16 protein-coding genes are annotated in these 19,547 nt (G+C 68.4%); 4 read left to right on the top strand and 12 right to left on the bottom strand.

From position 1 onward, the window contains the following. Positions 1-69 precede the first annotated feature (69 nt). The gene (locus ACIA8G_RS04785; RefSeq protein ID WP_396416899.1) at positions 70-807 is read right to left on the bottom strand and encodes an IclR family transcriptional regulator; all 738 of its coding nucleotides are present in this window, start codon (positions 805-807) and stop codon (positions 70-72) included. Between the two features lie 52 nt (positions 808-859). Further along, complete coding sequence (locus tag ACIA8G_RS04780) at positions 860-1,252, bottom strand: hypothetical protein (protein WP_396416898.1); 393 nt, start codon at positions 1,250-1,252, stop codon at positions 860-862. A gap of 247 nt (positions 1,253-1,499) precedes the next feature. Here ACIA8G_RS04780 and ACIA8G_RS04775 point away from each other — a divergent pair, with 247 nt between their 5' ends. The 4 genes from ACIA8G_RS04775 to ACIA8G_RS04760 all read left to right on the top strand — a co-directional run bounded on the left by ACIA8G_RS04775 (position 1,500) and on the right by ACIA8G_RS04760 (position 5,133). Beyond that, the gene (locus ACIA8G_RS04775; RefSeq protein ID WP_396416897.1) at positions 1,500-2,195 is read left to right on the top strand and encodes a GntR family transcriptional regulator; all 696 of its coding nucleotides are present in this window, start codon (positions 1,500-1,502) and stop codon (positions 2,193-2,195) included. Positions 2,196-2,282: 87 nt separating this feature from the next. Beyond that, a complete protein-coding gene (locus ACIA8G_RS04770; protein WP_396416896.1) occupies positions 2,283-3,449 on the top strand; it encodes a serine hydrolase domain-containing protein in 1,167 nt (388 codons plus the stop codon). Positions 3,450-3,488: 39 nt separating this feature from the next. Then, positions 3,489-4,715 (top strand): alpha-hydroxy acid oxidase, encoded by a 1,227-nt coding sequence (locus ACIA8G_RS04765; protein WP_396416895.1) that lies wholly within the window; start codon positions 3,489-3,491, stop codon positions 4,713-4,715. Positions 4,716-4,740: 25 nt separating this feature from the next. Then, entirely contained in the window at positions 4,741-5,133 is a 393-nt protein-coding gene (locus ACIA8G_RS04760; RefSeq protein ID WP_396416894.1) for a RidA family protein, read from the top strand. A 36-nt stretch (positions 5,134-5,169) separates the two neighbouring features. Here ACIA8G_RS04760 and ACIA8G_RS04755 read toward each other — a convergent pair whose 3' ends face one another. The 10 genes from ACIA8G_RS04755 to ACIA8G_RS04710 all read right to left on the bottom strand — a co-directional run bounded on the left by ACIA8G_RS04755 (position 5,170) and on the right by ACIA8G_RS04710 (position 19,297). Continuing rightward, positions 5,170-6,504 (bottom strand): ferric reductase-like transmembrane domain-containing protein, encoded by a 1,335-nt coding sequence (locus ACIA8G_RS04755; protein ID WP_396416893.1) that lies wholly within the window; start codon positions 6,502-6,504, stop codon positions 5,170-5,172. A 73-nt stretch (positions 6,505-6,577) separates the two neighbouring features. After that, positions 6,578-6,991, bottom strand: a complete 414-nt coding sequence (locus ACIA8G_RS04750; RefSeq protein WP_396416892.1) for a hypothetical protein — start codon at positions 6,989-6,991, stop codon at positions 6,578-6,580. Further along, positions 6,985-12,906 carry a hypothetical protein gene (locus tag ACIA8G_RS04745; RefSeq protein WP_396416891.1) on the bottom strand — a complete coding sequence of 1,974 codons (5,922 nt, stop codon included), beginning with the start codon at positions 12,904-12,906 and terminating at the stop codon, positions 6,985-6,987. Before ACIA8G_RS04745 ends, ACIA8G_RS04750 begins: the two co-directional genes overlap by 7 nt. Before the next feature lie 174 nt (positions 12,907-13,080). After that, positions 13,081-14,277 carry a cytochrome P450 gene (locus tag ACIA8G_RS04740; protein WP_396416890.1) on the bottom strand — a complete coding sequence of 399 codons (1,197 nt, stop codon included), beginning with the start codon at positions 14,275-14,277 and terminating at the stop codon, positions 13,081-13,083. A 42-nt stretch (positions 14,278-14,319) separates the two neighbouring features. Then, a complete protein-coding gene (locus ACIA8G_RS04735; RefSeq protein WP_396416889.1) occupies positions 14,320-15,159 on the bottom strand; it encodes an acyl-ACP desaturase in 840 nt (279 codons plus the stop codon). Next, positions 15,156-16,025 (bottom strand): SAM-dependent methyltransferase, encoded by an 870-nt coding sequence (locus tag ACIA8G_RS04730; protein ID WP_396416888.1) that lies wholly within the window; start codon positions 16,023-16,025, stop codon positions 15,156-15,158. The genes ACIA8G_RS04735 and ACIA8G_RS04730 overlap by 4 nt, the downstream gene beginning before the upstream one ends. Beyond that, the gene (locus ACIA8G_RS04725; protein ID WP_396416887.1) at positions 16,022-16,297 is read right to left on the bottom strand and encodes an acyl carrier protein; all 276 of its coding nucleotides are present in this window, start codon (positions 16,295-16,297) and stop codon (positions 16,022-16,024) included. Before ACIA8G_RS04725 ends, ACIA8G_RS04730 begins: the two co-directional genes overlap by 4 nt. Then, entirely contained in the window at positions 16,294-16,809 is a 516-nt protein-coding gene (locus ACIA8G_RS04720) for a PaaI family thioesterase (protein ID WP_396416886.1), read from the bottom strand. The genes ACIA8G_RS04725 and ACIA8G_RS04720 overlap by 4 nt, the downstream gene beginning before the upstream one ends. Beyond that, the gene (locus tag ACIA8G_RS04715) at positions 16,806-17,675 is read right to left on the bottom strand and encodes a ferritin-like domain-containing protein (RefSeq protein WP_396416885.1); all 870 of its coding nucleotides are present in this window, start codon (positions 17,673-17,675) and stop codon (positions 16,806-16,808) included. The genes ACIA8G_RS04720 and ACIA8G_RS04715 overlap by 4 nt, the downstream gene beginning before the upstream one ends. After that, positions 17,672-19,297 (bottom strand): AMP-binding protein, encoded by a 1,626-nt coding sequence (locus ACIA8G_RS04710; RefSeq protein ID WP_396416884.1) that lies wholly within the window; start codon positions 19,295-19,297, stop codon positions 17,672-17,674. Before ACIA8G_RS04710 ends, ACIA8G_RS04715 begins: the two co-directional genes overlap by 4 nt. Positions 19,298-19,547: the final 250 nt, after the last annotated feature.

Genomic DNA, 19,547 nt, shown 5'->3' with positions numbered 1-19,547 from the left:
ATTGCAGCAGATCGCGGCGGGTCGCAGGTGGGATATGTCTATTCCAGTGAGGATGGAATAGACCTCACCTCAGGCAATTTCCTGCCGCGGGGCCATGACCTTGCTCGCAGCTCGCCACACCACCGAACGCATGTGTTCGAGGACGGCGTCGGCCTTCTCGACCTTGCCCTTGAGCGTGAACGCGACGTTCGGCATGTCCGCACGACGGTGCAGCGGCACGGCGATGCAGCGGACACCGCTGCTGGTCGTGTTCACCGCGAAGTGTTGCCGCCTGATCGCCAGCAGCTCCCGGGTCAGTCGCGCTTCCTCCACCGGATCCGGCGCCCACGTCTCGGTGAGATGGCGGGCCGTTTGCCCGTCGTACGCCAGCAGCAACCGCCCGGCCGCCGTGCGGTGCGCGGCCTCGCGCCCGGTGTTGTCCACCGATGTGTACATACCCCGGTGGCCGTACACCCGATGCGTGAAGATCACGTCCGTCCCGTGCAGGACGGCGAGGCTGGCCGTGAGACCGGTCCGCACCATCAGATCCCCGAGGAACGGGGCGAGAACGTTGAGGAACGTCCGCCGTTCGGAATCCACCCCGGCACAACCACCCTGACAGGGCGTGGCCGCGAGGTAGACGTTCCCGACCCGGGACACCAGGCCGAAGCTGACCAGCGCACCGAGCAACCGGTGCGTCGTCGACTTCGCCAACCCGGTCCGGGTGGTCAACTCGGACAGCCGGGCACCCCGTTGCATGTCCCGCAGTTCGACCAACAACGCAAAAGCCTTGTCGATGGACCTCGAAAGGTCCTGTTGTTCGGCCATTACTCCTCCGCCTGGCGCGCCGGACCGAATTTCACTCACGCTGGATCGACTTCTATGCGCTGCGACGCACGCCGTACTCGGGAGAGAAGGCGCGCCTGCCGCGGCTGACTTCCAGACTTCGCAGACACACCTGCCGCAGCTGTTCGTTCGGGCCGTCGTGCAGCCGGCGGTCGCACCGCTCGCACCAGACGACGACCTCGCAACCCAGGTGATCGACCATCACGGTGGCGGCGGCAGCACAGTCACCGCACCAGCGATAGCCCGCCACGGCGACCACGTGCGCCGGCGAGACGACGCAGTCGTGGATCCAGCGGCGGTGGAACCTGCAGGTGATCCGGTCGAACGGGGACAGGCCGACCTGCTCAGCCCTGTTCTCGCTCTCGAAAACCGCAGCTAACGGCGTTGCGGTCGCGGTCTGACAGGTCAACACACGTCGATTGATCATGACGCTGACTCCTGATCGACAGGCAGGTTGCTTGACAGTTCGTGCAACAACCATCAGTAGTATTGTGGCACAATCCTGCCGATGTCAAGAGATTGTGCAACAATCTTGGGGAGTCCCGGGTCGCGTCCCGCCTAGTCGCCTGGGCCGGTTGTAGCGCAAGATCTGGTCTTCTTGGCGGATGATCTGAATGCGCTTCGCGATACAACCGGGGGAACAAAGTGGTCCACAATCGGGGATACTGGGCATCGTGACCGGAAAATCACCAACCACCGAACCCGCGTCCACCGCCCCGGAGCGGGTAGCGGCGCAACTGCGCGACGAACTGCTGAACGGGCAGTACGCGGCGGGTACCCGGCTGCGCGAGGAAGAGCTCTCGGAGCGCTTCGAGGTCGGCCGGCACACGGTGCGTGCCGCGATCCGCTTGCTGGTGGAGCGCGGCCTGATCATCCACGAACGCAACCGGGGCGCCATCGTGCCGCCGCTGACACAGCAGCGGATCGACGAGATCTGCGGCTTCCGCATGGTGCTCGAGATCGGCGCGCTGCGCATGGCGCTCGCGAACGGTGCCGATCTCTCACCGGTGAACGCGGTGGTCGAGGAGCTCGAAGGGCTCGTCGACAGCGATCCCGCGCCGTCGTGGCGCGAGTTGACCGAGGTGCACGGCCGCATTCACCGCGCGATCGTCGTGGCCGCGGACAACTCCCACCTGCTGGCGGCGTACGGACCCTGCGAGGACGAGACCCGGATCCTGCTCGCCGTCCTGCAGCCGGACTTCGACGCCCGCCGCCTGGCCGTGCTGCACCGGGAACTCATGGACAAGCTGCTCATCGGCGGCGAGGTCGCGGTCCAGGCCCTCGCCGACGACCTGGAACTCGGCGGCCGGGCCGCTCTGCTGGTGGCGCTGCACCGAGCGGAGACCGTCGCCCGCGCACTGTCGCGCTGACCTGAGTCGACTGCCCTCCACCTCTTGACCGGCCAGGATTGTTACACAATACTGGCCGCTCTTGTTGCTTCAACGTGGAGGATCGGCATGACCGCACCCACCATGGGCACTCAGGACATCGACCGGTTCCTCGCCGCCGCCGTCGAAGCGGGCGAGATCCCCGGCGTCTGCGCGCTGGCCTTCACCAGAGGCCGCGCCCGCTACATCGGCTCGTTCGGCGAGCGTGCCGACGGCGCACCGTGGAGCGTGGACACGGTCGCCTGGCTGGGCTCGATGACCAAGATGATCGTCGCGATCGGCGCGTTGCAGCTGGTCGAACAGGGCAGGCTCGACCTCGACGCCGACCTCGCGGCGGTGCTGCCCGCGCTGGCTGAACCGAAGGTGCTGACGGGCTTCGACGACGCGGGCCGCCCACAGGTCCGGCCCGCCGTCGGCGCGGTCACGCTCCGCCGGCTGCTGTCCCACACGGCGGGCAACGGCTACCACTTCTGGAACGCGGACGTCCTGCGCTACCAGGAGGTGGCAGGCCTGCCCGGCATCATCGAGTGCCGCGACGCCACCCTGACCACTCCCCTGCTGTTCGACCCCGGCACGGCCTGGGAGTACGGGATGAACATCGACTGGGTCGGGAAGGCGATCGAGGCGGTCACCGGCCAGGACCTCGAGCAGTACCTGCGCGGATCGCTGCTCGATCCGCTGGGGATGTCGTCCACCAGCTTCCGGCTCGGCCCGGCGATGCGCGACGAGCTGGCCACGATGAACTTCCGCACGCCCGACGGCCTGGTCGGGATCGAGTTCGAGATGACTCAGGAACCGGAGTTCCTGATGGCGGGCGGCGCGATGTACGGCTCCCCCGCCGACTACCTGACCCTCCTGCGGATGCTCCTCGGCGGCGGCGAGGTCGACGGGGTCCGGGTCCTGCGCGAGGACACGGTGAACGAGGCCATGTCCAACCAGATCGGCGACCTGACCATCGGGAAGATCACCACGGTCGATCCCGGCAGTTCGAACGACGTCGAGTTCCTGCCGGGCACCACGAAGAAGTGGAGTCTGCTCGGCATGCTCAACGTCGAGGAGACGCTAGGTGGGCGGTCGGCGGGCAGCCTCTTCTGGGCCGGGCTGCCGAACGCCTACTTCTGGGTCGACCGGGACAGGGGCGATGCCGGCGTCCTGTTCACCCAGATCCTGCCGTTCGGCGACCACGCCGTGCTCGACCTGTTCGACCGCTTCGAGAACGCGGTCCGCGCGCTGTAAGACCGAGCTCCGCGACGCGCCGGGAGGGAGTCGATGCTCATGTCCGCGACCCCTGCCCGGCGCCTGCCCCGGTGGTCGGAGATCCGGCCCCTGCTCAACCTCCGGCGTCCCTCACTGGACCGCCTCGGCACGCGCCTGCGACGGGCGAGCGCCGTCGGTGATCTGCGGGAGCTCGCACGGCGGCGGGTGCCGCGGGCGGTGTTCGACTACGTCGACGGGGCAGCCGAGGAGGAGATCAGCCTGGCGCGCGCGAGAGATGCGTTCCGCCACGTCGTGTTCCACCCGCGAATTCTTCGCGACGTCTCGTCGGTCGACCTAGGCAGGCGGCTGCTCGGCCGTGACGCGGCGCTCCCGTTGGTCCTCGGCCCGACCGGCTTCACCCGGATGATGCACCACGAGGGCGAGCGTGCGGTGGCGCGGGCCGCGGCCCGGGCAGGCGTTCCCTACACGCTCTCCACTATGGGCACGACGTCGATCGAGGACGTCGCCGGCGCGGCCCCGCACGGCAGGAACTGGTTCCAGCTCTACCTCTGGCGCGACCGCGAGGCCAGCGCGGAGCTCGTGGCCCGCGCGCGGGACGCTGGCTACGACACGCTCGTGCTCACCGTGGACACCCCCGTGGCGGGCGCCCGGTTGCGCGACCACCGCAACGGGATGACCATCCCGCCCATGCTCGGGTTGCGCACGATCGCGGACATGTCCCGCCACCCGCGCTGGTGGGCGGACGTGCTCACCACGGAGCCACTGGCGTTCGCCTCGCTGACCCACTGGCGTGGCACCGTGGCGGAACTCGTCGGGATCATGTTCGATCCGTCGGCCGGGCTCGACGACCTCGAGTGGTTGCGCCGCACGTGGGACGGATCGCTTGTGGTCAAGGGGATCCAGCACGTGCAGGACGCACGCGACGTCGTCGAGGCGGGAGCCGATGCCGTCGTCGTCTCCAATCACGGCGGCCGGCAACTCGACCGCGCACCGACGCCGCTCCACCTGCTGCCCGAGATCGTCGACGCGGTCGGGAGCCGGGCCGAGGTGTACCTCGACACCGGGGTGCTCACTGGGGCGGACGTCGTCGCCGCCATCGGTCTGGGCGCCACGGGTGTCTTCCTGGGCCGGGCCTACCTCTACGGACTGATGGCGGGCGGAGAACGCGGCGTGGACCGGATGTTCGAGCTGCTCACCGCCGAGATGACACGAACGCTCCAGCTCCTCGGCGTGCCGAGGCTCGACGACGTGGGGCGCGAGCACGTCACCGCACGACCCGAATGACCAGCGCTCGCAAAAGGAGGCCGTCATGGACCGCGAGGACCACTTCAACATGTGGAGCGAGACTCAGCACGCGCTCGGCTACACCCAAGGCATCAAGGCCGGCCCGACCGTCTACCTGTCCGGCACGGCCGCCCTCGACGAGAAGTTCCAGACGGTCGCGCCCGGCGATCTCGGCGCCCAGATGCGCTACGTGTACGAGCGCATCGCGGAGTCGCTCGCGCACTGGGGCCTGGACTTCCGCCACGTCGTGCGCGAGAACATGTACGTCACCTCGATCGACGAACTGCTGCCGCACATGGCGTACCGCAAGGGCATGTACGGCGACGGCCCGTTCCCGACGTCCACCACCGTCGAGGTGCAGAAGCTCTTCGCGCCCGGCCTCATGATCGAGATCGAGGTGACCGCCGTCGAAGCGTGACTGTCCTACGTGGACAGCGTTCGATGAAACCGCAGGTCAGGCCAGGCCGAACTTCTCCGCGTGCACCTGACGGCGCGGCACGTTCAGCTGGCGCAGTCCACTCAGCACCGCGGCGGTCATCGCGGGCGGACCGCAGACGTACACGTCGCGTTCCGCGATGTCGGGTACCAACCGGTGCAAGGCGCCCGGCTCGAACGGCCGGGCTCCCTGGCCGGTCCGGCCGGTGAGCAGGTGCAGTCGTCCGCGGCGGGCACCGATGAGCTGGCGCAACTCGTGCAACAGCACGGCGTCGCGCTCGTCGCGCACCCGGTAGAGCACGACGAAGTCGCCGGGCGTGTGCTCCTGCAGCAGGGATCGGATGGGGGTGACCCCGACGCCGCCGGCGATCAGCAGCACGCCCGGCCGGGTTCGGTGCAGGGAGGTGAACGCCCCGTACGGACCTTCCACGAACACGCGCGTGCCCACCTGCAGGTTGCGCAGGCCCGCGCTGCCTTTGCCGACCGCCTTGGCGGTCAGCCGCAGTGAGCGTCCGTCGGGCTCGGCGGACAGCGAAAACGGGTTCGCGAGCCACCAGTGGCGGTGACCGGGGAACCGCCAGATGCAGAACTGACCGGCCTTCGCCGGCAGCCGGTCGAGGCCGCGGCCCGTCACGTACACCGACACCGTGTCGGGTGACTCCGGCACCACGGCCGCGACCTGGAACCGGTGGCGGGCGTTGAGGATCAGCGGCCGTACGATCCGGCCGACGACCAACGACCCGAAGGCGAACAGCCACAGCGCCCACCAGTAGGCCATCGCGAACGGCGAGGATTTGAACGTCGTGGTCTCGATGAACTGGTGCACGAACGCCAGGCCCAGTGCCACGTACAGCATCAGGTGCAGGCCGTGCCAGGTCTCGTACTGCAGGCGCCGCCGGACGTACCGCGTCGAGACGGATCCGACCACCACGATGATGGTGGCCGCGAGCATGCCGAGCAGCGAAGCGGGAACGCCGGCGAGCGCGAGGAACGTCTTCCCCATCGACGCGTTGTCGAGGGTCGCGTACCCGAGCACGACGATCGTGGCGTGCGTGAGCACCGTCCACAGCAGCAGAAAGCCGTTCCACCGGTGCCACACCGTCAAGCGGTCCATGCCGATGCGCCGGTCCAGCCACGGCAGCCGGGCCACCAGCAGCAGCTGACACATCATGATCAGGGCGGCGTGCAGACCGAAGAACTTGGCGACGGTGAGGACCTCGTTCTTGCCTTTGCCCGCGGTCAGGAACAGGTACTCGATGATCGCCAGGTTGACGATCACGAACGTCCACAGCGCCAACCGCGCCTGGACGACCGGAGCCAGGCCGCTGCGCCGGATTTGCGCGTTCGTCGTCACCCGAGACCACCTCTCACGGCTACGTGAAGCCGAGACAGTATGAATCGGTTTGCCGTCCTGCGCTGTGATCGACCTACCCGGTTTTGTAACGGAACGACGCGGTAGCGGGCTCGGCGCAGACCGCATCGGCCGCCCGGGCCGTGTCCTGCAGGTACCACACCTTGGCCCGGTACTCGGTCCAACCGTGCACGGCACGTCCGTTGATCGAGTCCGGGCCGATCGAGCCGCGCGACTCCAGCTTCGCCACTCCGTCGTCGCCCGCCGGCACCAGACCGAGCACGACGCCGTCAGGTCCCAGTGCCGAGAACTCGATCTTCACGCCGCCGAGCGGGCCGTCACCGGTCAGCCGGGCAGTCAGGTTCAGGTCTGATCCGCTGGCCGTCACGGGATCGACGCTCAGGCGGTAGCCGCAGCCGCCGCACGCGGTGACGGCGGCGGGCGACGCCAGCACGAGTGCCAGCGCCGCCATCCGGGTCTTCCTCAGCAAGGACCGCCTCCACTTTCGCCCTCTGGCGGGAACGGGCTGAACGCCCGCGACACCGCGATGTCGAGCAACTGGGCGGACTCGCCGTCCAGGTACTGCATCTGGCCGTTCACCACCTTGCCCGGATCCATCATGCTGAACACGAACTTCCTCGTGTTCGGGTCGCCCATGTCCGGCGGCGGGAGCACCGTGATGCCGGAGACGCCCGGATCGGCCGGGATCTGGCGGCCCAGCTTGCCTGGGCTCGACTCGTCCGCGTACACCCCGACCGGGATCGGGCCGATCTGCACCTGGAACTCGGCGTTCGTCCGCTTCTTCATGTCGAACACGTGGAAGCGCAGTCCACTGTAGACGTCGTCGCGGTTCGTCTTGAACGCCCACTTGTACAACGGGAAGAGCGGCTGGTCGAACTTCTCGATGCGCAGACTCAGGTCCATGTCGAGCTGGGCGTGCACCTTCGGCGCGACCATGCTGAACCTGTCGTAGGAGCCCTCGATGCCGATCCCGACGTAGAAGGTGCCCGGCCGGATCGTCATGTCCCGCACCCCGTCAACGACCACGTACACGCCGTCGATGCGCAGGTTCCTGGCCCTGATGTGGCCGTCGTTCACGTGGAGCGTGAGGATCGGGATGGGGCCGCAGGCCACGATGTCCTGTTCGAACTCCGTGATGTCGCCTCCCTGTTCCGCCTCGAGCTCGAACGCTCCGCCGACCAGCACCGAGCCGGTGGGGCCGGGTGCGGACTGCAACCGTGTGCTGAACGTGCCGAGGTCGTTCTGCGCGACGGTGACGGTGACCCTCTCGCCGAGGTCGAGGAGCTTCGCGAACACGTCGTTGATCTGAAGCCCCTGCTCGCCTTCGTTCGTGTCCTCGTCGTTCTTCTGGGCGAACTTGCCCTGCACGAAGGCCTCGGCGTCGAGTCCCGGTGCCGCGGACGTGACCGTGACCACGGGCACCTTGAGCGCGTTGCCCTGGTCGTCGGTGCCCTTGATGTCGACGTCGACGCAGGGCGCGTTCGGCCCGGCGTCACAGGCGGGGATGTCCGTCAGCCGGGCTCGCGCGGAAGCGGGCGCGCCTGCATACACGCCGGTCACATGGGCGTTGACCATGCTGATCGGACTGCTCGCGGCGACCCGCACGTGGCTGTTGTCGCCGAACTTCCCCGTCACCTGCAGGCTGGCCGGCACGCCGTGCACGTCCGCCGCTCCACGCAGGTTTCCGTACTTCGTCGTCGTGTTGGCCTCGGCTCGCAGCTCCAGCACGTCGATGCCGCCGGACGCGGTGTACTGCACCTGCAGGTCGTGTGCCCGCTTCGGATCGGTCTGGTCGAACCCGAACGGGCCGATGTGCAGGTCGAAGGGCGATGGCAGGCCACGCAGGGTGGCCTTAGCCGCGGCGTACGGCGCGACGTCCAACAGGCCGTCGAGGCGCACGTAGGCGTTGAGCGGCACGCCGGCCGGTGCCCGGTAGCCGACGATGTCGATCTTCTTGGCCGCCATGTCGACCTCGACCACCGTGGGCAGCCCCGGCAACGACACCGTGCTCACCAGGCCGAAGCACTTGCCCAGCAACGAGCAGATCGGCGAGTCGTCGCGAGCGCAGCCCGCGCCCGTGCACGACCTGGCCTCGGCGGCGATGCCGTGCTCGTACAACGGGACCTGCCCGATCGCGTTGAGCGCCGCCACCTTGCCGACCCTGGCCTCGGCGAGCAGGCCCACCGGGCGGTCGGTGCGGTAGCTCAGCTTCCCGTCGCCGTAGCGGACGTCCAGCGAACTGGGCAGGCTGACCTTGCCGAACGCCGTGTACCGGTTGTCCGCGGCGAGCAGGAAGTCGCCGTCGAACGCGAACGTGCCGTCACCGCTTCGCATGTCGAACCCGACACCATCGGGCTTGGGGGCCACCGCGACCAGCGACAGCGAGCCGACCGCAGCGCTGGCGTCGAGATCACCGTTGCCCTGGTTGTAGTGCGCGGCGACGTGCTGACCACGGGGTGCGGTCGCGCCGGCGCGGTTGGTGACCGCGAACGCGGCCGACCCGATCGCGCCTGATGCGCTCTGGAACTTGAAGTTCCCGTCCGCCCAGTCCGCCGTCATCTTCGCGGGGATGTTCAGCGCCTGCGCGAACGCCTGGTACTCACGTCCGGCGAACGGCACCTTCGCCGCGCGGAACGTGATGCCACCGAGCGCGGAGGACGCCGATGACTCGAAGTGCTTCGCCGGTGCGTCGACCACCACGTCGAGGTCGGCGGGCACGCCGGTTGCGGACGCGGAGAGGTAACCTGCGTCCACTCCGGACAGTGCGGCCGTGATCTCGTTGATGGCGGCCGAGTTGTGCACACCCAGCCTCGTGCGGGCGTCGAACGTGCCGACGACGTGCACGGTGGCCGGCAGCTTGTCGACCGATGCCCGCGCCCTCAGCGTGCCGAACGAGGTCTGCGTGTCAGCTTCGGCGGCGATCCGAAGCACCCCGAGCGGTGCCGACGCGCGGTAACCGACGTCGACGCGGGCCGGGTTGCCGTCGACCGTGATCGGGCCGACCGTGAGGTCCACGTTGGACGGCAGCCCGTCCAGGGTGACCTGGCCTTCGAGCCTCGGCAGGTTCGGCAGCAGGCCGCTGATCTCCACGTACGCCGTCAGCGGCGCGGTGGCGGAGTACCCGGTGAGCTCGATCTCCTTGTTCACCAGGTCGACCGCGAGCGTGGTCGGCAGGCCGGGCAGCCGGATGGTACCGACGAGCCCGAGACATTTGCCGAACAGCGTGCAGATCGGCGAGTTGTCCTTCACACAGCCCGCACCCTCGGTACAGCCGCGTGCCCGCACCGCCACGCCGTTGTCGAACAGCGGCGCGCCGAGACCGTTGAGCGCCGCGATCTTGCCGACGTGCACATCCGCGGCCAGGGCGATCGACTTGTCGCCGGTGTAGGTGAGCTTCCCGTCGGCGAGGTCGATCGTGAGCGTCAGGTTCGTCGGCAGGTGGTCGATGCGCGACGTCACCGCGAGACGGGTGTCGTCGGCGCCGTTCGCGGCAAGAACCACGTCCGCGTCGACGAACACCGGCTGGCCGTCGGTGTTGAGCTGCAGGTTCGCCACCTGCTTCGCCGGGCCGCGGGCGTACTCGGCGAGCGTGAGGTTGCGAATGCTGACGCTGCCGTCGAAGTCGCCCGTGACCTGGCGGTAGTGCGCCGAGACGTGCTGCCCGGCCGGCATGGTCGCACCGCTGTGGTTCGTGACGGAGAACCGTGCCGCCCCCAGCGCGCCGGACAGGCCGCGGAACCTCATGAGGCCGTCGCCGAAGTTGGCGTCGAACCGGGCGGGAACACCGGTGAGCTCACCGATCGCGAGGAAGTCGCGGCCGGAGAACGGCACCCGCGCGACCGCGGCGATGCTGCCGATCGGCGCGGACGACGTGCCGTCCAGGTGCCGTGCCGGCAGGTCGACCAGCACGTCGGCCTCGGTCGGCAGGTCGCTGAGCGCCGTGGAGAGGTAGTGGTGGCCAGTCGGATCGAGCTGCTCGACTCCCTGCGGGCTCACGAACAGCTCGGCCCTCGGCACCGCGCTCGACGCCCGGTAGCTCACCTTGGGTTTGTCACCGAGGTCGTAACGCACGTCCACGGTCTGCGGCAGCCCGTTGATGGCGGCGACCGCGCTCGGCCCGGCGGCCGTGTCGACGTACGCGGCCTTCACCCGTTGCACCACGGAGCTCGCGTTGAACTGCACCCGCCGCGCGAACGTGTCGAGGTCGAATCCGAGCGTGGCCGGGAGGTTCGACACGTCGAGACGGGTCTTCTGCTTGCCGTCGACCACACCGGCGGCGACGAACGGCTGGCCGCCCGGCGTGAACTCGGTGCCGCCACGCGGATGCTGGTCGAAGTACACGTCGATCTTGCGCAGGCCGGTGACGCGGGCGCTGGCGCCGAGCTTGGTCCCGCTCAGCACCGCCGTCGCGTGGTCGCCGGCCAGCGGCGCGTAGTCCCCGAGTTCCTTCGACACGAACACTTCCGCCGAGCCGAGCGGGGTGTTGGCGTCGAACAACACGTGCCTGCCGGGCAGGTTCGCGTCCACGTTGATGACCGTCGGCAGCTCGCGCATCGCACCGCGCAGCACGATGGCGGGTTCCCGGTCGAAGAACGAGAGGTCCAAACTGGACAGTGCACCGGCGGCGTCGTAGTCGAGCGTCACCCGGTCGTTCGCCGAGTTGAGCGCACCACGCCACTGCGTCGGGAGGTTCTTGGCCGCGGCACGAACGGAAGCATCGAGCCGCTCCCCCGCGTAGACGAAGTCGGCGAACAGCACGTCGTTGATCGCGTCGCTCGCGGTGTAGTCGACGATGTCGTCACCGCCGTCCCGCGGGCGAATCAGCGCGGCCGACACCGTGTTCGGCAGCTGGTCGACGACGAGCTGGTCGAACCGGTTGGTGGTGCCGGAGTTCGACAGCACCTGCACATCGAGCTTGGTGCGCTTGGTGACCTGAGCGTCGACGGTCGCTTTCTGGTCGCGGTCGCTCGAGCCGGGATCGATGAACGCGTGGGCGGTGAAGACGTTCGGCACGGGCTCGAACCGCGCGCTCGCCACGGTCGGGTCGTAGGCCAGGCCCTGGTTGTCGTCGGTGACGTTCGCCAGGCCCGCGGTGACCGCGAGGGAGTTCGCCGCGCCGACCTGCAGCACGCTCGCCTTGATGTCGAAGATCCCGCGCAACGCCTGCAGCGGCGCGAAGGTGTAGAGGCCGATCGCGGCCGTGGGCAGGCCCGCGCCGCGGCGGAAACCGTCGAAGCCGACGGAAATCCGTTTGTGCGTCGGCAGATCGTAGACGGCCCACACGTGCGCGGGCAGATCGCGCCCGGCGAACTCGCTGGTGGGCAGGCGCAGGTTCACCACGCCGAGGCCGAGGTGAATGAGGTTGAGCAGCGCCTCGGTCTTGGCCTTGAGCGTGTTCCCCAGGTCCTGCAGCAACTTCTCGAGGTTCAGCTTCTCGATGAGCAGCTCGGGGTGCAGGATGACGTTGAGCGGATCCTTCAGCAGCTCGGTGACGACGTTGAGCCGGTCGGTGGCGAGCGCGATCTCGCGGTCGAGGTTCGTGATCTCCCTGACCACCCCGGCGATGTCACCGGGCGCGGCGACCGGCACGAGGTCGGTCAGCACGTCCGGCGTGCGGTCGCCGGTGACGTCGACGATCGCGGGCACGCCGAGCGGGAGGGTGAGCGAGCAGGAGACGGCCTTGGTCTGCGACTCCGAGCAGACGCGGTAGGTGATCCTCGGGATGCCGTCGGGCAGCTGCTGCAACAACGCGAGCGGGTCGACGGGCAGTGGTGGCGGCAGGTTGCCGGAGGTCAGCGCGTCGATCAGCTCCTGCAGCGTGGCCGGCCTGCTGGGGTCGACGACCTGGGCGGAGCGGACCTGCGGCTGCAACGCGTTCGCGTCGAGCGCGGGCTTGCCGTCCTTGGTGCGCCCCGCCTTGTCCAGCGTGGCCAGCGCCTCGGCACTGGTGGCGTCCACGAGCTCCTGCCCCGGCCGCTGCGGAAGGTCCAGTTTGGACGGTGTGACCGGAGGGTTCGGCGTGATCGGCACGCGGTCGATCGGCACGCGGCCGTCGGGTCCGGGGTCCAGCGCGGGCAACGGCGCGATGGGCTGTGCCTTCGACGCCTCGTTCTCGATGTTCGGCGAGCCGTCCGGGCCGGGATCGATCGGGCCGAGCTGGCCCGGTGCCACCGGAGGCGTCGCCGTCGCCTGCGCCCCGAGTCTGTTCTCGGTCGCCGCGGGGTTCTGGGGCGGCTGTGTGACCGGCGGTGCGGTGGGTGGCGCAGATGGTGGCACAGATGGTGGTGCTGACGTTGGCTCCGCTTGGGCGGGCGCAACGAGAAGCGAGCTTGCGAAGGCGGTGATCACGGCGAACGTGCTGATGCGCAGACGTGCTGAAGCCACGACGACTCCCCCGAAGTCGGTAGAGCATTCCCCCTAGCTCTACGGCAGACGGAGCGAAGCACACGGCGCGAATGGACCACAGCCTTCACATGTCAAGACCACTCGAACGGCCTAGCGCAACACGGTTCTGACCAGCAAAAACAGAGTGATCGTCACGATTTGGCGAGGCTGAGCTCACCGGAAAAGCCGCAACGGAAGCCGCTCAAGCCCCCGAAAACTGACATTGGGCCGCCACACCAGCTCATCGCCGGTCAGCTCGATCTTGCTGTACCGCCCCAGCAACTCCCCCAGCACAACAGCACTCTCCATCTTGCCGAGCGCAGCACCGAGGCAGTAGTGCGGCCCACCGCTGAACGCCAGCGTCTTGATCCCAGTCCGCGTGACGTCCAGACTCTCCGGCTCGGCATACCGCGAAGGGTCACGCCCAGCCGCCCCGAACAGCAGCATCACCTTGGCCCCGGCCGGAAGGACGGCATCGTCGAGCACGACCTCTTCGTCGAGCAGCCTGGAAACGATCTGCACGGGCGCGTCAAAGCGGGTGATCTCGTCGATGGCACCAGGAATCAGCGCGGGGTTAGAGCGCAACAGCTCCAACTGCGCAGGGTGGCGCAGCAAGGCGAGCATCCCGTTGCCAACCAGGTTGACCGTGGTCTCGTGCCCAGCAACGAACAGGAACAGCACGTTAGCGATGATCTCCTCGTCGGTCAGACGCACACCGTCGACATCGGCGTGCACCAGCAGCGACAGGATGTCGTCCTGCGAAGCCGACCTCCGCCGGTCCAGCTCGCCGGCGACGTACGAGCGGAACTCGGTCTCCGCTCGGTTCATCTCGGCGACGTCGTCCGGCGTGATGGACGGGTCGATCACCCGGCTGATCTGCTCTGTCCACTGTCGGCACTGGACCCGGTTGTCGGTGGGCAGGCCGAGAAGTTCACACGTCACGGTGACCGGCAGCGGCAGGGCGAGGCTGTCGATCAGGTCGATCTCGCCTTCGCCCATGGCGTCGAGCAGGCGGTTGGCCTCGGCGGCGACGCGTGGTTGCAACCGTTCTACCGCGCCGCGGGTGAACACCTTGCTGATCACGCCGCGGATCCGGCGGTGGGCCGGGCCGTCGAGCATGAGCATCCAGCGCCGCACACTGCTCACGAGCGGGCTGTCCAGCCCTCCCCTGCGCTCGGCCCAGACCTCGTTGCGGTAGAACTCGCTGGACACTCCCGGCGCGCGCAGTACCGCGTCCACGTCGGCGTGGCGGGAGAGCACCCAGTAGCCGAAGTGGGACCAGTGCACGGGATCTGTCTCCCGCAGGCGGCGGTAGATGGGGTACGGGTCCGTCCGCACCGCGGGATCGCGCGGGTCGAAGAGTGCGGTCATGTCCGTCCTGTCGTATCGGTGTGGCCGCGCGAGAACCGGAACTCAGATCGCGCGGATCCGGTGCACGAACTCGGTCAGGTCCGCCGCCGCGGCCCTGCCGCCCGACGTGGCGAAGTCGTTGACCAGCCGTACCAACGAGTCGTATGCCTCGGTGTGGTCGTACGAGGTGGCGTCGGTGACCTTCATCGACCAACGCCAGTACCCGTTGAGGGTGTCGGCCAACGGCATTCGGAAGGTGCCCAGCACGTCCTTGAGGTTGTGCACCGTCGACTCCAGCCCGTGCCGGCGGACGTAGGCGCCGACCAGTTCGCTGTAGAACGCGAAGTGCCGTGCCTCGTCCCTGGCCAGCCGGTGCAGCAGGTCGCGCAGCACCGGTTCGGTGGCTACGGCCTTGAACCGCTGGTAGAACAGCTGCGTCGCCTTCTCCTGCACCAGGGTGTACGTGAACGCCTGAATCGGGGTCTCGTAGGGCAACGCGAACTTCTTGCGGCCCTCCTCCGCCAGTTCCCACATCAGCTTGTCCGGATCGCTGATGCCTGCCTCGATCTGGTACCTGGTCAGCACCGACGCGTGCCGTTCCTCGTCGTTGGCCCAGGAGATCAGGAACCGGAAGTACTCCCGGTTGAAGCAGAAGTCCTCGATGGCCTGGTCTTCGCCGGAGACAGGGAACGCCTGCAGGAAGTACGTCAGGTAGCCCGGGATGTGGTCCTCGATGAAGGTGATGAACCGGACCACCGAACGGTCGTTGTCGGTGAGCTCCTCCGGCCGCAGCGAGGTCCACGGCAGGTCGTCGACCGACCACTGCTTGGTTCCGGCGCGGCTGACGGCCTTCTTCGTCAGCTCGCGCATCTCCGCGGGGTCGATCCTCAGCGGGTCGTTCACGGTGCCTCCGCCGGGCCCATCCGGGATTTCCGCGCGTTCAGCGCGTAGTGCTTGGTGGTGTAGCCCCAGCCCGCGTTGGCCGTCTGGAGGTACCGGATCAGCGGTTCGCCCATGCCGGGCGCCACTTCCTCGATGCGGTCCAGCCCGTCCTGCGCGCGCTCTTCCCACTGCTCGATGGTGCGGTGGTAGTGCGCGGTGAGGTCGGTGAGCCCGGTGAGGCTGAACCCGGCCGACTCGACGGCCTCCACCAGCACCGAGACCGGCACCATGTCGGCGAACCCGAAGATGGACTCGGTGACGTGCACCGTGCCCGGCCGCCGGGAGAACTCGCGGTAGGTGGCGTGGTCGCGGAAGCAGCTCTCGGACACGTACAGCGATCCGTTGCGCCGCAACAGACCGTGCACCTTGCGCAGCACGTCCGCGCGGTCGGGCATGTGCACGATCGAACCGAGCATCGTCACCGCGTCGAACCTGCCGGGCACGTCGATCTCGCTGAACGAGCCGGACCGCAGCGTGATCAGGCCGGCGACGCCCATCTGCTCGGCCCGCGTCATGATGAAGTCCGCCTGCGGTCCTGACGGGGTCACGCCGGTGGCGTGGCAGCCGTACTCCTTGGCCATGAACAGGATCAGGCTGCCCCAGCCGCACCCGATGTCGAGCAGTTGCTCACCGCCGCGCAGGCCGAGCTGTCGTGCGACGAAGTGCAGCTTGTTCGTCTGCGCCTGGTCGAGGTCGGTGTGCTCGTCGGTGTAGAGCCCGGCGCTGTACTTCAGCCGCTGGTCGAGGTAGATGCCGAACAGCTCGGGCGGCAGCTCGTAGTGCTGGTTGGTGGCCTCGCGGGCCTCCCCCGGGGTGACCGTGGTCATGAGATGGCCAGGTCCCTGTTGACGTTCTTCTCCACCAGCGTGATCAGCTCGTCGACGGTCGTCGCCGCGAAGATCTCCTCGTCGTCGAACTCGACCTTCCACTCACGCTCCAGTTTGGACACAACCCGCAACATCTTCATCGAGTCGGCGCCGGGCATGTCCCTGAGCACGTCGGTGCCGCTGATCCCGGCGGCGGAGATCTTCAGCTCGGCGGCGAGGTAGCCGGCGGTGACCGAGGCGATCTGGTCGCGGGTGGTGGACTCGGTGTTCATGATTCTCCCGTTCGGTGGTCGAAGTAGTGCTGGACGCGGCCGAACGCGGCCTCGTCCAGTTCCATCAGGTTCTTGGCCTGCTCGGAGCGGATCGGCTGGAAGGTGCCGCCGGCCATGACGTGCACCTCGCCGTCAGGACCGGTGATCTCGGCCTCGGTGTGCACGACCCCGTTGCCCTGCCCGGTGATCCGCGCGGTCGTCAGGTAGGGCAGGCCGACCCGCAACGGCAGCAGCATCTTGCTGCGCAGGGTCACCGAGAATGCGAGCATCCCGTGCACCAACGCCAAGGTGTCGCCCATGACCTCGTCCAGCAGCACGTGCACGATGCCGCCGTGGACGATCCCCGGGTACGAGGCGTAGTCCGCGGAGAACACCGTCTCGGTCGCGTAGTCCCCGTTGTCCAGGCGCCGCAACCGAAGCTTGAGGCCGATCGGGTTGTGCGGCGAGCAGCCGAAGCAGTTGAACGACGGTTCGGCGTGCCAAGGCAGCTCGATCTCCACACCGGGGCTCACACCGCGACCTCGGCCTTGAGCGACTCCTCGGCGATCGCCCGCCGCACGTCCGCCATCTTGGTCAGCTTGTAGCCGGTGATCGAGGAGAAGTACTTGAACAGCTGCTCGCAGCACTTGGCCCACTCGGTGCCGTCCTCGTCGACCTCGGCGAAGTAGGCGAACATCTCGTCGATGGTCTCGTGGCCGGCCAGCTCGGGCAGGTCGCCCTTGAACCGGCTGACCGGGTGGCGGTACATGTCGCGGGTGGTGCCCATGTAGATGTACAGGGTCTCCACCACCGACGCGCACTCCTCCGGCCGTTCGGCCAGCTGCTGGGCGGTGTAGTAGACGAACTCGCGGGCGTGCCTTGCCTCGTCACCGCTGGCCTTGCGCAGGATCTCGGCGAGCACCGGCTCCTTCATGCTGCGGGCGACGCACTTGTAGGCGTGCGTGGCGAGCACCTCGCAGATGACGTTGGTGGCCAACGTGGCCGCCCTGGTCACTCCCGGCGGGTACGCCTCGCGCATCGAGGCGATCGTGCTGTGGTCGATGCTGTGTCCTGCCAGTTGCAGCCAGGTCTGGAAAGCCAGGTGGTGCTGGATCTCCTGGTAGCCCCAGATGCAGGTGAACTGGGAGAAGTCGTAGTCCATGCCGAACTCGTTGAGCAGCCCGTGGGTCGCGGCGACCACGTTGGACTCGCCGATGATCGCGCCCTTGGCGAACACGATGTGTTCGGGCAGCACGAGATCCGGCCGGAAGTCGTCCCACGGGATGTGGTGCATCTCCCAGGTCGCGTGCTGGTAGCCGGCGAAGATCCTGGCGCTGTGCATCCGCTCGTCGGCCAGCAGGGGCACCCCGGCAGGGGACCTGGTCGTCTTGCTGTTCACACCCGTTCTCCTTGGTCGGCAGTTGCGCTGGCGGGAAGGACGCCTTCGGCCTCACCCGAGGTGACGCGCTGAGCAGCGAGCACGCGCTGCCACTTCCCACTGGTGGTGCGCGGGATCCACCTCGGCTGGACCGCGTAGACCTCTACTTTGGACAGATCGAGTTCGGAGGCCACCCGCCTGCGCACCTCCTCGCGCACGGCGGCGGGGTCCCCGCTGGTCTCGACGATCACCCCGATCCGTTCGCCGCCATCGGCGTCGGTGTCGGAGAAGGCCACGCAGCGACGGCGGTAGACGCCCGGCACGGTGCGGGCGACGTCCTCGACGTCGTCGGGGAAGAAGTTCTGGCCGTGCACGACGACCATTTCCTTGCGCCGCCCGGTGACGTACAGCTCGCCGTCGAGCTGGAACCCGAGGTCCCCGGTGCGCAGCCAGCCCCGGTCGAACGCGGCCGCGGTCGCCTCGGGGTTGCGGAAGTACCCGGTGGTCACCGGCTCGCCCTTGATCTGGATCTCGCCGAGCGCGCCATCGGTGACCACAGAGCCGTCATCACGCACGATGCGCAGCTCGATGCCGTGCACCGGGCGGCCTACCGACACCACCGGCTTGGCGGCCGGCGCGTTCTCGGCCACCGCACGCACATCTCCGGTCGTGGCCAGCTCGGTGCGGTCGACGGCGCGGATCTGTGCGGTGGCACCGGGATCGGGGTAGCTGATCGACAGGGTGGCCTCGGCCATGCCGTACACCGGGTACATCACCGACGCGTCCACCCCGCTCGGCGCGAGCACCTCGGTGAACCGCCGCACGGTGGCCGCGCTGACCGGTTCGGCGCCGTTGAACGCCAGTCGCCAGCTGGAGAGGTCCAGCGCCGCCAGCTGGTCGGCCGGCACGTTGTCCAGCACGTAGTCGTAGGAGAAGTTGGGACCGGTCATCACCGTGCCGCCGTGCTCGGCGAAGTGCGCCAGCACCGCGCCCGGCCGGCGCAGGAAGGTGGTCGGCGCGAAGACGTGGACGTCGGCGCCGTTGAGCAGGTGCGACTGCAGGCCGATCAGGCCCATGTCGTGGAAGGTCGGTACCCACTGGGCGAACACGTCGTCAGGGCTGAACCCGCCCGAGACGACGCAGGCCTGCAACCCGGCCATCGTCGTCCTGTGCGGCAGCATCACGCCCTTCGGTTGACTCGTGCTGCCCGACGTGAACTGCACGATCGCCAGCGCGTCGGGGTCGACGGTGGGCAGGGTGTGCGGGTCGCCGGTGCCGCTCGGGACCGGCGGAGGCACCAGGCTCACGCCGGTGCCCAGTTCGCCGAGTGCGCGGCCGAGGTCGGCGTGGTCGGGGTCGAGCACGATGTGCCGCATGCCCGCGGCGGAGGTGATTCGGGCCAACCGGCGCGCGGTGCCGTGCACGTCCCCGAACCCGGCCTGGACCGGCAGCACGCTGACGGCGGCCCCGGCGCGCCAGAGCCCGTAGATCGTGACGAGGAACCGGGCCGCGGTCGGCACCAGCACACCCACCACGTCTCCCGGGCGCACCCCGGCGCGCAGGAACTCGTGCGCGGCAGCGGTGGCGGCCTGGTCCAGCTCGGCCGCGGTGATCTCGTCGCCGGCGGTGGGGAATCTGGCCATTGCACCTGGTGCGGCTTTCTTCAGTCGCGCGAGACCATCACCCAATGTGTTCCCGTCCAGCAGCGCCGGTCGCATGGTTCGTCGCATGCTGATTACCCCTCCGCAATCGGTGACGCGTGAGTTCCGATAATAATTTATTATGAGCCTGAGCAGACTTGAAATAAGCCGATTCGCGCGGGTCAGGCACTGTCAGCGAATTGATCGAAGCCTGTCACGGCAACCAGCGCCGACTCAAGGTTCCAGGCGCCAA

The organism is Lentzea sp. NPDC051213 (genome assembly GCF_044455585.1).
Classification (GTDB): domain Bacteria; phylum Actinomycetota; class Actinomycetes; order Mycobacteriales; family Pseudonocardiaceae; genus Lentzea.
This window is presented reverse-complemented; position numbering and strand designations above follow the sequence as displayed.

Coding starts and splice junctions, on each gene's coding strand:
- ACIA8G_RS04785 (WP_396416899.1), bottom strand. CDS start 807: ATGGCCGAACAACAGGACCTTTCGAGGTCCATCGACAAGGCTTTTGCG.
- ACIA8G_RS04780 (WP_396416898.1), bottom strand. CDS start 1,252: ATGATCAATCGACGTGTGTTGACCTGTCAGACCGCGACCGCAACGCCG.
- ACIA8G_RS04770 (WP_396416896.1), top strand. CDS start 2,283: ATGACCGCACCCACCATGGGCACTCAGGACATCGACCGGTTCCTCGCC.
- ACIA8G_RS04765 (WP_396416895.1), top strand. CDS start 3,489: ATGTCCGCGACCCCTGCCCGGCGCCTGCCCCGGTGGTCGGAGATCCGG.
- ACIA8G_RS04760 (WP_396416894.1), top strand. CDS start 4,741: ATGGACCGCGAGGACCACTTCAACATGTGGAGCGAGACTCAGCACGCG.
- ACIA8G_RS04740 (WP_396416890.1), bottom strand. CDS start 14,277: ATGACCGCACTCTTCGACCCGCGCGATCCCGCGGTGCGGACGGACCCG.
- ACIA8G_RS04730 (WP_396416888.1), bottom strand. CDS start 16,025: ATGACCACGGTCACCCCGGGGGAGGCCCGCGAGGCCACCAACCAGCAC.
- ACIA8G_RS04725 (WP_396416887.1), bottom strand. CDS start 16,297: ATGAACACCGAGTCCACCACCCGCGACCAGATCGCCTCGGTCACCGCC.
- ACIA8G_RS04710 (WP_396416884.1), bottom strand. CDS start 19,297: ATGGCCAGATTCCCCACCGCCGGCGACGAGATCACCGCGGCCGAGCTG.